Here is a 15378-nt window from a genome sequence, read left to right on the forward strand (position 1 = left end):
GTTTCCGCGGACGCCGACAGACAACGTATGAGGGGCGGCCACCGCCGGTGGCCGCCCCTCACCCATGACCCGTCTCAGCCCTGCTGCTCCGACGGCCGGCGCAGACCGGGCCTGGCCGCCGCCACCCGGGCCCTGAGCGCCGACCAGCGGGCCGACACCGCCCACAGCACCCGCACCGACGAGCGCGGCAGGAACAGCGCCCGCAGCCGGGCGCCGGTGCTCACCGTGCCCCGCAGTGCCTCGATCACCCGGCGCACATCCTCCGCCGCACCCGACGCCGGGCGCGGCCGGGGCGCGTACAGCACCTGCTCCACCGAGTCCGCCACCCGATGCACCGCGGCACCGGTCGCCGGATCCAGCTCACCGAGCTCGACGATCCGGGCGGCCGCCCGGCGCGGCGTCAGCGACTCGTCCGGTGGGATGCCGTGGTCCCAAGCACTGTCCGTCAGCTCCTGCCAGGCCGCCAGGGTGTGCGCGACCGCGCCCTCCTCGGTCCGGGCATGCCCGCCAAGTCGCCCCGACCGCACCCGCACGCGCCACAGCAGCGGCGACAGCGGAACCGCCGCCACCACCAGCGCGCCCAGGCCGATCAGCAGATACCACCACGGGCCCGTGCCCCCGCCGCCGCCGTGCGGGGCCGCAGCGGCGGACGCGGTGTCGCAGCCCTGCAGCTTGACCAGCTCGGGCGTGCAGCTCTCGCTCGGCGAGGCCGCCGCCGAGGGCGCCGTGGACGACTGGTGCGACGGCAGGTCCTGGTCCGGCAGCGAGGTACCGGGCGTGTTCGACACCGTGTACGACGGCGTGGTACCACGGGTCGGCGTCGGCTCGAAGCGGGTCCAGCCCACGCCCGCGAAGTACAGCTCGGGCCAGGCGTGCGCGTCCTTCTGGTTCACCCCGACCGAGCCGTCGGCCTGCGGGGTGCCGGGCGCGAAGCCCACCGCGACCCGGGCCGGGATGCCGAGGGTGCGGGCCATCGCCGCCATCGCGAAGGAGAAGTGGACGCAGAACCCCTGCTTCTTCTTCAGGAAGTTCGCGATGGCGTCGGGACCGCGACCGACCTCCACCTGGGTGTCGTACTGGAAGCCGCCCGACACGGCGAAGTAGTCCTGGAGCTTGACGGCTTCCTCGTAGTGGTTCCGCGCGCCCGCCGTGATCTGCTTGGCGGTCTGCGCCACCACCTGCGGCAGCACGGACGGCACCGTCGTGTATGCGCGCTTCAGGGCCGCCGGCGGCTCCGGTGCGGCGGCCAGCTGCTCGGCGGTCGGCCGCACGTCCAGGCTGGTCACCTGGTAGGTCGCACCACGGGTGGTCTGGCCGTGGTCGCCGACGAGGGTCATGCCGACCGGTTCGTAGCGCCAGCGGCCGCCGATCTTCACCCCGCTCGGCGGGTACGGCATCGGCAGCCAGTCCTGGGCGTACCAGCTCGCCGCCGAGACGGTTGTCGTCACCGTGCTGCGCCTGACGTCCGCGCCGAGGCCCATGGGCGTGGGGAACCTGTCCGGGACGCCGACGATGTGCCGCTGGGCCGGCTTCCAGGTGGTGCCGTCGAAGTCGTCCAGGGAGACGATCCGCAGATACAGGTCCGAGACGTCGCTCGCGCTGGTCTTCAGGGACAGCACCTGGCGGTCGTCGTCCGTGTTCAGGCTGTCGCGCAACGACACCAGCGGGTTGACCGCGGAGATCGTGCCGCCGTTGCCGTTGCCCGCTCCCATGCCCGCGCCGGCGGCGTCCAGCAGGCCGCCCTGCATCGCGGGCAGGGCGAGCGGCACCACCAGGGCCGCGCCGAGCGCGACCGCGCCGATCCGGCGCCCGGTGCGCACCGGGGCCACCGCGCTGCCCTCGGGGGAGCCGGGGGAGCGGGGAGCGCCGCCGAAGACCCGGCCCCACTGCGCCAGCCGGTCCTGGCCCTCCGCGAGCAGCAGCATCAGATAGCCGCCCGCCGCCACCAGGAACCACAGCCAGTCGGCCGCGCCGTCGGACAGCCCCGCGGCCACCGAGTACAGCGCGAGCAGCGGCAGCCCGGCCGGGGCCGCGCTGCGGAAGGTCACCGCGAGCGTGTCCACCAGGAGACCGATGAGCAGGACACCGCCGATCAGCATCAGTTTGATGCCGTCGGTGAGCGGCGCGGGTATCGCGTACTCGCTGACGTCCGTGGAGCCCTGCTGGAGCAGTTCGGCGATGTGCCGGAAGGCCTCCGGGCCGGGAATCAGCCCGATGATCGCGTACTCCCGCGCGAAGACCAGGGTCAGCAGGACCAGGGTGACCAGCGCCTGCGCCGCCACGGTCAGCGGTCGGCCCAGCGGCACCCGGCGGGCCGCCGCGCCCACCCCGGTCTGCACGGCCACCAGCGGGACCAGCTGCAGCAGCCAGGTCGGCTCGGCCACCAGGGGCAGCAGCGCGCAGGAGGCCATCAGGGTGGCCGCGGCCGCGCACAGCGCCAGTCGCGCCCGCCCGCTCATCGCACCGTCTCCCTGCTCACGGCGGCCAGGCCCGAGCGCTCCCGCTCCGCCTGCTGCCACAGCGCGCTCGGCGCGGCACCGCGCGGCACGCTCAGCGCGGTCCAGCCCGCCTCGCGCAGCATGCGCAGCCGCTCGGCGTGCCGGTCACCGGGCCGCGGCACATCGGTCGGCTCCCGCGCCCAGGTGTCCGGGTCCAGCACGAAGGCGACGGCGCCGCCGCCGCGCCGGCTCATCTTGGCGACCGTCGTGGCCTGTTCCTCGTCCAGGTCGCCCAGGAAGGCCACCAGCAGCCCCTCGTTCCCGCCGCGCAGCACGTCGTAGGCCCGGGACAGGCCCGTGCCGTCGGAGTGGTCGATCACCGCGAGGGTGTCCATCATCAGCCCGGCCGCCTCCGCGGTCTCCTGGCCGCTGCCCGCGAACCCGTCGGCGCCCTCGCCGGGCACCACGCTGCCGCTGTCGGTCAGCAGCCTTATCGAGAAGCCCCGTTCGAGCATGTGCACCAGCACCGAGGCGGCGGCGGAGACCGCCCACTCGAAGGCCGAGTCGGGGCCCGCGCCCTCGTAGGCGCCGCCCCGCGTGTCCAGCAGGACGGTGCACCTCGAACGCCGGGGCTGCTCCTCGCGGCGCACCATCAGCTCGCCGTAGCGCGCGGTGGACCGCCAGTGCACCCGGCGCAGGTCGTCGCCGTAGCGGTAGCCGCGCGGGATGACGTCGTCCTCGCCCGCGAGGGCCAGCGAGCGCTGCCGTCCGTCGCCGTACCCCTGAGCCTCGCCGCTGAAGCGGACCGGCGCGAGCGGCTCCACGCGCGGGATGACCGTCAGGGTGTCGTACGTCGAGAAGGAGCGGGTCAGTTCGCACATCCCGAAGGGGTCGGTCAGGCGCAGTTGCAGCGGGCCCAGCGGATAGCGGCCGCGCAGGTCGGAGCGGACCCGGTAGGACACCTCGCGGCGGCCGCCCGGCTCCACCCGGTCCAGCACGAACCGGGGGCGCGGTCCGAGGACGTAGGGCACCCGGTCCTGGAGCATCAGCAGGCCGGTGGGCAGCCGGGAGACGTTGTCCATCCGCAGATGCACCCGGGCCTCGCTGCCGGCCGGCACGCGCGCGGGGGCGAGCCGGCGGGTGCCGGCCACCCGGTAGCGCGTGCGGTACACCACGGTCGCGCAGATCAGGGGGAGCGAGGCCAGCAGCAGGCCGACCCGCAGCAGATCGCTCTGGCCCAGGACGTACGCGCAGATCGCGGCCGCGATCCCGGCCGCCAGGAAGGAACGGCCACGGGTCGTGAGGCCCGCGAGGGCCGTACGGACGCCGCCCGTCTCCTCGCGGTCGGCCTCCGCCTGCCCGGTCCCCCCGGCGCTCATCACAGACTCCGCGGGGGCTGCTGCGGATAGGCCGGAACACCCCGCCCGAGGCCGCCGAACCCGCTCTGCTGTCCGGGCGCCGCGGGTACCGCGGTGCGCTGGAGGATCTCCTGCACCACCTGCTCGGCCGTACGCCGGTTCAGCTGGGCCTGGGCGGTGGGGAGCAGGCGGTGCGCGAGGACGGCGACGGCGAGTGCCTGGACGTCGTCCGGCAGGGCGTACTCCCGGCCGGCGAGGGCCGCGGACGCCTTTGCCGCGCGCAGCAGATGCAGCGTCGCGCGCGGGGAGGCGCCGAGTCTGAGGTCGGGGTGGGTGCGCGTGGCGGCGACCAGCTCCACCGCGTACCGCCGGACCGGTTCGGAGACATGGACCGAGCGCACCGCCTCGATCAGCTTCACGATCTCGTGCGCGTGCGCCACCGGCTGCAGGTCCTCCAGCGGGCTCACCCCGCCGTGGACGTCGAGCATCTGCAGCTCGGCCTCCACGCTCGGGTAGCCGACGGAGACGCGGGCCATGAAGCGGTCGCGCTGGGCCTCGGGCAGCGGGTAGGTGCCCTCCATCTCGACCGGGTTCTGCGTGGCCACCACCATGAAGGGGCTGGGCAGTTCGTACGTCTGCCCGTCGATGGTGACCTGGCGCTCCTCCAGGGACTCCAGCAGCGCCGACTGGGTCTTGGGCGAGGCGCGGTTGATCTCGTCGCCGATCACGATCTGCGCGAAGATGGCGCCCGGCTTGAACTCGAAGTCCCGGCGCTGCTGGTCCCAGATGGACACGCCGGTGATGTCCGAGGGCAGCAGGTCGGGCGTGAACTGGATGCGCCGCACCGAGCAGTCGATGGACCGCGCCAGCGCCTTGGCCAGCATCGTCTTGCCCACGCCGGGGACATCTTCGATCAGCAGGTGGCCCTCGGCGAGCAGCACGGTCAGCGCGAGCCGTACGACCTCGGGCTTGCCCTCGATCACGCCCTCCACCGAACCACGCACCCGCTCCACCGTGGCGGTCAGATCAGTGAGGCTCGCTCGATCGTCATAGGTCGTCACCCGGCCCTCCTCGGCCCGTTCTTTCCGGGCCGACGCTGCTTGCGAAACCGGCCCACCCCGAAACACGGACACCACGCGGGAATAGTTCCGCGCGATGCCACACCCCGCATTCTTGCCGCCGTTACCGATTCGTGTCACTCGCCTGTGGACAACTGCCCGCACGATGTCGGTCTTACGTCTTTTTCGACCGTGATTTCGATAAGGGGACGGCGTGGGAGGCGGCGCGTTCTCGGGGCGGCCGGCCGGTCCGCCCGGTCAGGCCGGGTCGACCTCGCGCAGCAGACCGGTGCGCACGTCGAACACGAAACCGCGCACGTCGTCGGTGTGCGGCAGGAACGGTGAGGTGCGCACGCGCTGCATGGACTGGCGCACGTCCTGGTCGACGTCCCGGAAGGACTCCACCGCCCAGGCCGGCCGCTGGCCGACCTCCATCTCCAGCTCGTGCCGGAACTCCTCGGTGAGGGACTCCAGACCGCAGCCGGTGTGGTGGATGAGGACGACGCTGCGGGTGCCGAGCGCCCGCTGGCTGATGGTCAGGGACCGGATGACGTCGTCGGTGACGACGCCGCCCGCGTTGCGGATGGTGTGACAGTCGCCGAGCTCCAGGCCCAGCGCGGCGTGCAGGTCGAGGCGGGCGTCCATGCACGCCACGACGGCGACCTGGAGGACGGGGTGTGCGTCCATGCCCGGGTCGGAGAACTCGGCGGCGTACGTCTGGTTGGCCTCAACCAGGCGGTCCGTCACGGTGCCGCTGTCGGTTATGGCGCCTTCGGATCCAGTGGGAGCTGCTGCGGAAGTCGTCATACTCATGACGTTACTGGTCACGGTCGGTCCTGGCCCGCTGTGAGAGGGGACAAAGAACGTCATCGTGGCTTGTTGTGAGCTAACCCACAGGGAGGGCAAACCTGCTCCGGCCGGGTGAATCAGTTCGAATTGCGGCCCTCTCCGCGATGGGGTAGGCGACGCGCAGGCCGGTTGATTGACCGCGAGACAGGGTGGACTAAAGTGACGCGAAGCGGGAGGCGTGGCTCTCCCTGCTGGTGAAACCCCCGGAGACCCCGGCTCACCCCGGTCCGTCTCCCCACGTGCGCGGCGCGTACGTACGGCTCGGCCTCCTCCCGCTCCCGGTCCGGCTGACGCTTCCGGCGCCGGCAGGCCTCCCCTACACGAGCTGGCGGGGACCCGGCGGTGCGTGCGGCCCTGCCGGAAGATGAGAGGCCCCCTTGAGCCAGAGTCGACACGTCCCGGTGATGCTCCAGCGGTGCCTGGATCTGCTGGCGCCCGCCCTGGAGCGGCCGGGCGCGGTGGTCGTCGACTGCACACTCGGCCTCGGCGGACACAGCGAGGCGCTGCTGACCCGGTTCCCCGAGGCGCGGCTGATCGGCCTGGACCGGGACAAGGAGGCGCTGCGGCTGTCCGGTGAGCGGCTGGCGCCCTTCGGCGAGCGCGCCACCCTCGTGCACGCCGTCTACGACGAGCTGCCCGACGTGCTGCGCCGGCTCGGCACCGCGCGCGTGCAGGGCGTCCTGTTCGACCTCGGCGTCTCCTCCATGCAGCTGGACGAGGCCGACCGCGGCTTCGCCTACGCCCAGGACGCGCCGCTGGACATGCGCATGGACCAGACGTCCGGCATCAGCGCCGCCGAGGTGCTCAACACCTACCCGGCGGGTGAACTCGTGCGCATCCTGCGCGCGTACGGCGAGGAGAAGCAGGCCAAGCGGATCGTGTCCGCGATCGTGCGCGAGCGGGAGAAGGAGCCTTTCAGCACCAGCGCCCGGCTCGTCGAGCTGATCCGGGACGCCCTGCCGCAGGCTGCCAAGCGCACCGGCGGCAACCCCGCCAAGCGCACCTTCCAGGCGCTGCGCATCGAGGTCAACGGCGAACTGTCCGTCCTGGAGCGGGCCATCCCGGCCGCCGTGCAGGCCCTCGACGTCGGCGGGCGCATCGCGGTGCTGTCGTACCACTCGCTCGAAGACCGGTTGGTCAAGCACGTGTTCGCGGCCGGTGCCGCGTCGACCGCGCCGCCCGGGCTGCCGGTCGTGCCGGAGCGGTACCAGCCGCGGCTCAAGCTGCTCACGCGGGGTGCCGAACTTCCCACCGAGGAAGAGGTCGCCGAGAACCGCCGGGCCGCACCGGCCAGGCTGCGCGGCGCCGAGCGCATCAGGGAGGACGCCGAGTGAGCGAGACGCGTCGGCTGGATTCCCGGACTCATCGGGGGGACCGGCCGGATTCCCGGACTCTCAGAGGGAGTCGGTTGGATCCCCGAACCCACCGGGGGAGCCGTGAGTAGGAAACCCCAACTGAGGGGGCGGGCCGCGCGACTCGCCCGGCTCTTCCCGGCCGGCCGGGCCCAGGCCGCCCGCACCCCGTTCGTCCTCCTCGTCGTCCTGCTCCTCGGCGGCGGCCTCATCGGGCTGCTGGTGCTGAACTCCGCGCTCAGTGAAGGCTCGTTCAAACTGGCAGATCTGCAGAAGCGGACGAGGAGCCTCACCGACGAGGAACAGGCTCTGCAGCGGGACATCGACGCCTACTCGTCCCCCGACGCCCTCCAGCGCCGGGCCCACGAACTCGGCATGGTCCCGGGCGGCGACCCGGCCTTCCTCGGCCCCGACGGCAAGGTCCTGGGCGTCCCGAGCGCCGCCCCCCGCTCCGCCGTCTTCTCCGCCCCGGTCGCCCCCGAGACCCTGGCTCCGTCCCCCGCTCCCTCCGCGACAGGGGCCGCCCTCCCCGCCGCCGCGACGGGGTCCCCCCTCCCCTCCACCGCACCGGCCCAGGGGCCGTCCGCCCGCACCGGCCCCCAGCCCGTCCCCGCGCTCCCCGCCCCGGCGGCGGCCGTCCCCCCGCCGCCCTCGATCCCCCAGCCCATCCCCACCCCGACCCCCGGCAGGTGACGGAAGTGTCCGACAGGGAAGCGCCGCGTCGCCGTGTGCCCGGGCCCGCCAAGCCACCGCGGCCCAGAAGTGGCGCCGCGCGGCGCCAGCCCGGGCCCGGGGCGCGTCCGGTGCGGCGGCCGAGCGGTGCGCGGTTCTCGGGCCAGCGCACCCTCCGGCTCGGCAACCCGCGGCCCCGGCTGCGCATGATCAGCCTCGTGCTGACCCTGGTGCTGCTCGCCTTCGTCGTACGGCTGCTCCAGGTGCAGGCCGTCGATGCCAGCGCGTACGCCGCGCGGGCCGAGCAGAACCGGTATGTCGTGCACACGCTGGCCGCCGAGCGCGGCGGGATCACCGACCGCGACGGGGTGGCCCTCGCCGTCAGCGAGGACGCGTACGACATCACGGCCGACCCCACGATGTTCAGCCGGAAGCAGCTGAAGATCGACGACGGGCCCGAGCAGGCCGCCGCGCTGCTCTCGCCGATCCTCGGGCAGGACCAGGCCACGCTGGTGAACAAGCTGCGGCCCAAGAACAAGAACTCCCGGTACACCCGGCTCGCCACCCGGCAGACCCCCCAGGTCTGGAAGCAGATCAAGGACCTGAGGAACGCGCTCGCCGCGAAGGCGGCGACGGACAACAACACCGCCAACGTGCTGGCCGGCGTCTTCGCCGACCCCAGCAGCCAGCGCGTGTACCCCAACGGCGAGCTCGCCGCCGGGACACTGGGCTGGGTGAATGCCGACGGCAAGGGCGGCGGCGGCATCGAGCAGGCGCTGAACAAACAGCTGTCCGGCAAGGACGGCAAGATCCGCTACGCCCAGTCCGGCGGTCGCGAGGTGCCCACGGCCGGGTCCAACGAGACCCCCGCCGTACCGGGCTCCGACGTGGAGCTGACCATCGACCGCGACATCCAGTGGGCCGCGCAGAAGGCCATCACCGAGCAGGTGGAGAGGTCCAACGCGGACCGCGGGTACGTCGTCGTCCAGGACACCCGCACCGGCCAGATCCTGGCCATGGCCAACGCACCCGGCTTCGACCCGAACCACCTGTCCAAGGCGGACGCGGAGGCCATGGGCAACGCGGCCCTGCAGGACGCCTACGAGCCCGGCTCCACCGCCAAGGTGATGTCCATGGCGGCCGTGCTGCAGGAGAACGCCGCGACCCCGCTCACCCACGTGGTCGTACCCAACCGGCTGCACCGTGGCGACCGCCTCTTCCAGGACGACGTCGACCACGACACCTGGTACCTGACCCTGAACGGCGTGCTCGCCAAGTCCAGCAACATCGGGACCATCCTGGCCACCGGCCAGCTCGGCAGGACCCAGGCCGAGGCGAACAAGGTCCTCTACTCCTATCTGCGCAAGTTCGGCATCGGCAACCCGACCGGGCTCGGTTTCCCCGGCGAGACCCCCGGCATCCTCGCGCCGTACCAGAAGTGGTCCACGTCGCAGCAGTACACGATTCCTTTCGGCCAGGGTTTCTCCATCAACGCCGTGCAAGCCGCCTCCGTGTACTCGACCATCGCCAACGGCGGGGTCCGGATCCAGCCGACCCTGGTGCGCGGCACCAAGGGCGCCGACGGGCGCTTCACCCCCTCCCCGAAGCCCCAGGAGACGCGGGTGGTCAGCGACAAGACCGCCCGGACGGTCGCCCAGATGCTGGAGTCCGTGGTGGACGACGAGCAGGGCACCGGCATCAAGGCCCGCATCCCCGGCTACAACGTCGCCGGCAAGACCGGCACGGCCAACCGTGTGGATCCGGCCACCGGCAAGTACCGCGGCTACACCTCGTCCTTCGCCGGCTTCGCCCCCGCGGACAACCCCCGCATCACCGTCTACTGCGCCATCCAGAACGCCACCTCCGGCAGCTACTACGGCGGCCAGATCTGCGGTCCCATCTACAAGCAGGTGATGGAGTTCGCCCTGAAGACCCTCCAGGTCCCGCCGACCGGGGCGCCGGCCGCCAACCTGCCCGTCGACTACAAGCCCTGATCAGCCCCGATCAGCACACCGGACACCAGGAACGAACTCGTGACAACGATCACCCCGGAACCCGGGAACCACGGCGCCCCCCGCCCCTCGCTTCGCTCCGGAGCGGGTGCGCCCGGTACGCTCACCGCCGTGCCACACGCTGATCAGTCCCAAACCACCCAGAAGGGCGCTTCCGTGACATATCCGGGACCGCCGCGACCGGTTCACGTCTCCGCCACACCCCTCGCGGAACTGGCCGGTCAGCTGGGTGCCGCCGCTCCGGAGGCCGCCGCCGAGGTCACGGGGATCACCCACGACTCGCGCGCCGTCCGCCCCGGCGACCTGTACGCCGCCCTCCCGGGCGCCCGCCTGCACGGCGCCGACTTCGTCACCCAGGCCGCCGGCCTCGGCGCGGTCGCCGTGCTCACCGACCCGACGGGCGCCGAGCGCGCCGCCGCGACCGGACTGCCGGTCCTCGTCGTGGCCGACCCGCGCGCGCGGATGGGTGAACTGGCGGCGACGATCTACGGCCACCCCGGCCGCGACCTGCTCCAGATCGGCATCACCGGCACCTCCGGCAAGACCACCACCGCCTACCTGGTCGAGGGCGGGCTGCGGACCGCGAAGGCCACCGGCCTGGTCGGCACGGTCGAGATGCGCATCGGCGACGAGCGCATCAAGTCCGAGCGCACCACCCCCGAAGCCACCGACCTGCAGGCCCTGTTCGCCGTCATGCGCGAGCGCGGCGTGGACGCGGTCGCCATGGAGGTCTCCAGCCACGCCCTGGTCCTCGGCCGGGTCGACGGCTGTGTCTTCGACATCGCCGTGTTCACCAACCTCAGCCCGGAACACATGGAGTTCCACTCCGACATGGAGGACTACTTCCGGGCCAAGGCGCAGCTGTTCACCCCGGAGCGCAGCAGATTCGGCGTGATCAACGCCGACGACGAGTACGGCCGCCGGCTCGCCGAGGAGGCCACGGTCCCGGTCGTCACCTTCTCCGCCGAGGGCCACCCCGACGCCGACTGGCGCGCCGAGGACGTCCAGGTCGGCCCCATGGACTCCACGTTCACCGCCGTCGGCCCGCACGGCGAGCGGATCCACGCCAGGTCGCCGATCGCCGGCCCCTTCAACGTGGCGAACACCCTCGCCGCCGTCGTCGCCCTCGCCGCCGCCGGTCTCGACCCGCAGACCGCCGCCGACGGCATCGCCGCCGTACCGGGTGTCCCCGGCCGGCTGGAGCGCGTGGACGCCGGGCAGCCCTATCTCGCGGTCGTCGACTACGCCCACAAGACCGACGCGGTCGAATCGGTGCTCAAGGCGCTGCGCAAGGTCACCAAGGGCCGGCTGCACGTGGTCCTCGGCTGCGGCGGCGACCGCGACCGGACCAAGCGCGCCCCGATGGGCGCCGCCATGGCCCGGCTCTCCGACACGGCCGTACTGACCTCCGACAACCCTCGCTCCGAGGATCCGCTCGCGATCCTCGCGACCATGCTCCAGGGAGCCGCCTCCGTGCCCGCGCACGAGCGTGGCGAGGTGCTCCTCTTCGAGGACCGGGCCGCGGCGATCGCCGCCGCCGTGGGCCGCGCCCAGGCCGGCGACACCGTGCTGGTCGCGGGCAAGGGCCATGAGCAGGGCCAGGACATCGCCGGCGTGGTCCGTCCCTTCGACGACCGCCAGGTGCTCCGCGAAGCCATCCAGAAGACCCAGGGATGAAAATCCAGAAGACCCAGGGGATGAACTTGTGATCGCCCTCTCCCTCGCCGAGATCGCAGCAGTCGTCGGCGGGCAGACGCACGACATACCGGATCCGTCCGTCCAGGTCACCGGTCCGGTCGTCCGGGACTCCCGCGAGGTGGTGCCCGGCAGCCTGTTCGCCGCCTTCGCCGGTGAGCGCGTGGACGGCCACGACTTCGCACCGCAGGTCGTCGAGGCGGGCGCGGTGGCCGTGCTGGCGTCGCGGCCGGTCGGCGTGCCCGCGATCGTGGTCGAGGACGTACAGACCGCGCTCGGCGCCCTCGCCCGGCACGTCGTACGCCGGCTCGGCGCGACCCTCGTTGCCCTGACCGGCTCGGCCGGCAAGACCAGCACCAAGGACCTCATCGCCCAGGTGCTCCAGCGCAAGGCGCCGACCGTGTTCACGCCCGGCTCGCTCAACAACGAGATCGGGCTGCCGCTGACCGCGCTGACCGCCACCGAGGAGACGCGGTTCCTCGTGCTGGAGATGGGCGCCCGCGGTATCGGGCACATCCGCTACCTCACCGACCTGACCCCGCCGAAGATCGGCCTCGTCCTCAACGTCGGCACCGCCCACATCGGCGAGTTCGGCGGCCGCGAGCAGATCGCGCAGGCCAAGGGCGAGATCGTCGAAGGACTTCCGGAGGACGGGTCGGCGATCCTCAACGCCGACGATCCGCTGGTGCGGGCCATGGCCCCGCGTACCAAGGCGAAGGTGGTCCTTTTCGGAGAGTCGGCCGAAGCGGACGTACGCGCCGAGAACGTGCGACTCACGGACAGTGGACAGCCGTCCTTCAGGCTTCACACACCCTCCGGTGCATGTGATGTGACCATGCGCCTGTACGGTGAGCACCACGTGTCGAACGCGCTCGCCGCGGCCGCCGTCGCCCATGAGCTGGGCATGTCCGCGGAAGAGATCGCCACCGCGCTCTCCGAGGCGGGCACCCTCTCCCGCTGGCGCATGGAGGTCACCGAGCGCCCGGACGGCGTGACCATCGTCAACGACGCCTACAACGCCAACCCCGAGTCCATGCGGGCCGCCCTCCGGGCGCTCGCGGCCATGGGCAAGGGGCGCCGCACGTGGGCGGTGCTCGGCAAGATGGCCGAGCTGGGGGACGAGGCGCTCGCCGAGCACGACGCCGTCGGACGGCTCGCCGTCCGGCTCAACGTCAGCAAGCTCGTCGCGGTCGGGGGGATTGAGGCCTCCTGGCTGCAACTGGGCGCATATAACGAGGGTTCGTGGGGTGAGGAGTCGGTGCACGTGTCCGACGCACAGGCGGCGATCGACCTGTTGCGCAGCGAGTTGCGCCCGGGGGACGTCGTGCTCGTGAAGGCGTCCCGTTCGGTGGGTCTGGAGAGCGTGGCCCAGGCGCTCGTCGAGGGCGAGGTTGCCGCCCGATGATGAAGCAGATCCTGTTCTCGGGAGTCATTGGCCTCTTCCTGACGCTGATCGGCACCCCGCTGCTGATCAAGCTTCTCGCCCGCAAGGGCTACGGCCAGTACATCCGTGACGACGGCCCGCGCGAGCACGCCAGCAAGCGCGGTACGCCGACCATGGGCGGCATCGCCTTCATCCTGGCGACGATCGCCGCGTACTTCCTGAGCAAGCTCATCACCGGCTACCCGCCCACCTACTCCGGCCTGCTGGTCCTCGGCCTGATGTTCGGCATGGGCCTCGTCGGCTTCCTCGACGACTACATCAAGATCGTCAAGCGGCGGTCGCTGGGTCTGCGGGCCAAGGCGAAGATGGCCGGCCAGCTGATCGTCGGCATCTCCTTCGCCGTGCTGTCGCTGATGTTCGCCGACGCGCGCGGCAACAAACCGGCCTCCACCAAGCTGTCCTTCATCACGGACTTCGGCTGGTCGATCGGCCCGGTGCTGTTCGTCGTCTGGGCGCTCTTCATGATCCTCGCGATGTCGAACGGCGTGAACCTGACGGACGGCCTGGACGGCCTGGCCACCGGCGCCTCCGTGCTCGTCTTCGGCGCCTACACGTTCATCGGCGTCTGGCAGTTCCAGGAGTCCTGCGCCAACGCGCAGACCCTGACCAACCCGGCCGCCTGCTACGAGGTGCGCGACCCGCTCGACCTCGCGGTGATCGCCTCCGCGCTGATGGGTGCCTGCCTGGGCTTCCTGTGGTGGAACACCTCGCCGGCGAAGATCTTCATGGGCGACACCGGTTCGCTCGCCCTCGGCGGTGTCCTGACGGGTCTGGCGATCCTCTCCCGCACGGAGCTGCTGCTGGCCATCATGGGCGGCCTGTTCGTCCTCATCACCATGTCGGTCGTCATCCAGGTCGGCTCCTTCCGGCTCACCGGCAAGCGCGTCTTCCGGATGGCGCCACTCCAGCACCACTTCGAACTCAAGGGCTGGTCCGAGGTCCTCGTGGTGGTTCGATTCTGGATCATCCAGGGAATCTGTGTGATTGTCGGACTGGGCCTCTTCTATGCGGGATGGGCAGCGGAAAAGTGACCTCCACCTCGGAGCCCTTCGACTTCCAGGGCAAGCGCGTCGTCGTCGCCGGCCTCGGTGTCTCCGGCGTCCCCGCGGCCAAGGTGCTGCACGCGCGCGGGGCGATCGTGACCGTCGTCAACGACGGCGACGACGCACGCGCGCGTGAGCAGGCCGCGGAGCTGGCGGCGCTCGGCGTCACCGTGCGCCTCGGCGACGGTGCGTCCCTGCCGGAGGGCACCGAGCTGATCGTCACCGCGCCCGGCTGGAAGCCGGACAAGCCGCTGTTCCTCGCGGCCGAGCGGGCGGGCGTGCCGGTCTGGGGCGACGTCGAGCTGGCCTGGCGCCTGCGCGGCCCCGAAGCGGCGCCCTGGCTGGCCGTCACCGGCACCAACGGCAAGACCACGACCGTGCAGATGCTGGCGTCGATCCTGAAGGCCGCGGGCCTGCGCACGGCCGCCGTCGGCAACATCGGCGTCTCCCTGCTGGACGCGGTCCTGGGCGAGGAGTACGGCGATCTCGATGTGCTCGCCGTGGAGCTGTCCAGCTACCAGCTGCACTGGGCGCCCTCGCTGCGCGCCCACTCGGCGGCCGTCCTCAACCTCGCCCCGGACCACCTGGACTGGCACGGCTCCATGGAGGCGTACGCGCGCGACAAGGGCCGTATCTACGAGGGCAATCGGGTCGCCTGCGTCTACAACGTCGAGGACAAGGCCACCGAGGACCTGGTCCGCGAGGCCGACGTCGAGGAGGGCTGCCGGGCCATCGGGTTCACCCTCGGTACCCCCGCGCCCTCCCAACTCGGCGTCGTCGACGGCATTCTGGTCGACCGCGCCTTCGTCGAGAACCGGCAGAAGAACGCGCAGGAGCTGGCCGAGGTCTCCGACGTCCGCCCGCCGGCCCCGCACAACATCGCCAACGCCCTTGCCGCGGCGGCCCTCGCGCGTGCCTTCGGGGTGCCCGCCCAGGCCGTACGCGACGGCCTCAGGGCCTTCCGGCCGGACGCCCACCGCATCGCGCACGTCGCCGACATCGACGCGGTGGCGTACGTGGACGACTCCAAGGCCACCAACACGCATGCCGCCGAAGCCTCGTTGGCATCATATGAGTCGATTGTATGGATTGCGGGTGGTCTGGCGAAGGGGGCGACCTTCGACGAGCTGGTCGCCAAGTCGGCAAAGCGACTTCGCGGAGCCGTCCTGATCGGCGCCGATCGTGCCCTGATCCGCGAGGCCCTCGCGCGACACGCGCCCGAAGTACCCGTCGTCGACCTCGACCGGACCGACACTGAGGCGATGCTCCAGGCGGTGACGGAAGCGAAGCGGCTCGCGCAGCCCGGTGACACGGTGCTGCTGGCCCCGGCCTGCGCCTCCATGGACATGTTCACCAACTACAACCAGCGCGGTGACGCGTTCGCGGCGGCGGTCCGCGAACTCGAAGCCTGACCCCGGCCGCCCGCCGGGCGGATCTTGGGAGGGACGCGTGGGACG

General features: G+C 72.0%; 11 protein-coding genes. 7 read left to right on the forward strand and 4 right to left on the reverse strand.

Features of this window, described 5'->3' with window-relative positions; genetic code table 11:
* Positions 1–74 precede the first annotated feature (74 nt).
* The 4 genes from AB5L52_RS31960 to AB5L52_RS31975 form a co-directional block, all read right to left on the reverse strand.
* Positions 75–2459: a DUF3488 and DUF4129 domain-containing transglutaminase family protein gene (locus AB5L52_RS31960; protein WP_369367348.1), complete on the reverse strand. Its 2385-nt coding sequence runs from the start codon at positions 2457–2459 to the stop codon at positions 75–77.
* The gene (locus AB5L52_RS31965; RefSeq protein ID WP_351018039.1) at positions 2456–3817 is read right to left on the reverse strand and encodes a DUF58 domain-containing protein; all 1362 of its coding nucleotides are present in this window, start codon (positions 3815–3817) and stop codon (positions 2456–2458) included. Before AB5L52_RS31965 ends, AB5L52_RS31960 begins: the two co-directional genes overlap by 4 nt.
* Positions 3817–4857: an AAA family ATPase gene (locus tag AB5L52_RS31970; RefSeq protein WP_369367349.1), complete on the reverse strand. Its 1041-nt coding sequence runs from the start codon at positions 4855–4857 to the stop codon at positions 3817–3819. Before AB5L52_RS31970 ends, AB5L52_RS31965 begins: the two co-directional genes overlap by 1 nt.
* A 255-nt stretch (positions 4858–5112) precedes the next feature.
* On the reverse strand, positions 5113–5724 hold the full coding sequence (locus tag AB5L52_RS31975) for a carbonic anhydrase (protein ID WP_351018033.1): 612 nt from the start codon (positions 5722–5724) through the stop codon (positions 5113–5115).
* A 356-nt stretch (positions 5725–6080) separates the two neighbouring features.
* Between AB5L52_RS31975 and rsmH the strand changes: the two genes are divergently transcribed.
* From rsmH to murD, 7 genes are all read left to right on the forward strand, one after another.
* The gene (gene rsmH, locus AB5L52_RS31980) at positions 6081–7037 is read left to right on the forward strand and encodes a 16S rRNA (cytosine(1402)-N(4))-methyltransferase RsmH (RefSeq protein ID WP_351018030.1); all 957 of its coding nucleotides are present in this window, start codon (positions 6081–6083) and stop codon (positions 7035–7037) included.
* 102 nt (positions 7038–7139) lie between these two features.
* Positions 7140–7748, forward strand: a complete 609-nt coding sequence (locus AB5L52_RS31985) for a septum formation initiator family protein (RefSeq protein WP_351018027.1) — start codon at positions 7140–7142, stop codon at positions 7746–7748.
* 5 nt (positions 7749–7753) lie between these two features.
* Positions 7754–9721: a penicillin-binding protein 2 gene (locus tag AB5L52_RS31990; RefSeq protein WP_351018025.1), complete on the forward strand. Its 1968-nt coding sequence runs from the start codon at positions 7754–7756 to the stop codon at positions 9719–9721.
* A 39-nt stretch (positions 9722–9760) separates the two neighbouring features.
* Positions 9761–11416, forward strand: a complete 1656-nt coding sequence (locus tag AB5L52_RS31995) for a UDP-N-acetylmuramoyl-L-alanyl-D-glutamate--2,6-diaminopimelate ligase (protein ID WP_369367350.1) — start codon at positions 9761–9763, stop codon at positions 11414–11416.
* 28 nt (positions 11417–11444) lie between these two features.
* Complete coding sequence (gene murF, locus AB5L52_RS32000) at positions 11445–12839, forward strand: UDP-N-acetylmuramoyl-tripeptide--D-alanyl-D-alanine ligase (RefSeq protein ID WP_369367351.1); 1395 nt, start codon at positions 11445–11447, stop codon at positions 12837–12839.
* Positions 12836–13909 carry a phospho-N-acetylmuramoyl-pentapeptide-transferase gene (gene mraY / locus AB5L52_RS32005; RefSeq protein WP_351018016.1) on the forward strand — a complete coding sequence of 358 codons (1074 nt, stop codon included), beginning with the start codon at positions 12836–12838 and terminating at the stop codon, positions 13907–13909. The genes murF and mraY overlap by 4 nt, the downstream gene beginning before the upstream one ends.
* The gene (gene murD, locus AB5L52_RS32010; RefSeq protein WP_351567797.1) at positions 13891–15333 is read left to right on the forward strand and encodes a UDP-N-acetylmuramoyl-L-alanine--D-glutamate ligase; all 1443 of its coding nucleotides are present in this window, start codon (positions 13891–13893) and stop codon (positions 15331–15333) included. The genes mraY and murD overlap by 19 nt, the downstream gene beginning before the upstream one ends.
* Positions 15334–15378 lie beyond the last annotated feature (45 nt).

The organism is Streptomyces sp. CG4 (assembly GCF_041080655.1).
GTDB lineage: Bacteria > Actinomycetota > Actinomycetes > Streptomycetales > Streptomycetaceae > Streptomyces.

Excerpts from the sequence above, each read along its gene's own strand:
- AB5L52_RS31960 (WP_369367348.1), bottom strand. The coding sequence starts at position 2,459 with ATGAGCGGGCGGGCGCGACTGGCGCTGTGCGCGGCCGCGGCCACCCTG.
- AB5L52_RS31965 (WP_351018039.1), bottom strand. The coding sequence starts at position 3,817 with ATGAGCGCCGGGGGGACCGGGCAGGCGGAGGCCGACCGCGAGGAGACG.
- AB5L52_RS31975 (WP_351018033.1), bottom strand. The coding sequence starts at position 5,724 with ATGACGTTCTTTGTCCCCTCTCACAGCGGGCCAGGACCGACCGTGACC.
- mraY (WP_351018016.1), top strand. The coding sequence starts at position 12,836 with ATGATGAAGCAGATCCTGTTCTCGGGAGTCATTGGCCTCTTCCTGACG.
- murD (WP_351567797.1), top strand. The coding sequence starts at position 13,891 with ATGGGCAGCGGAAAAGTGACCTCCACCTCGGAGCCCTTCGACTTCCAG.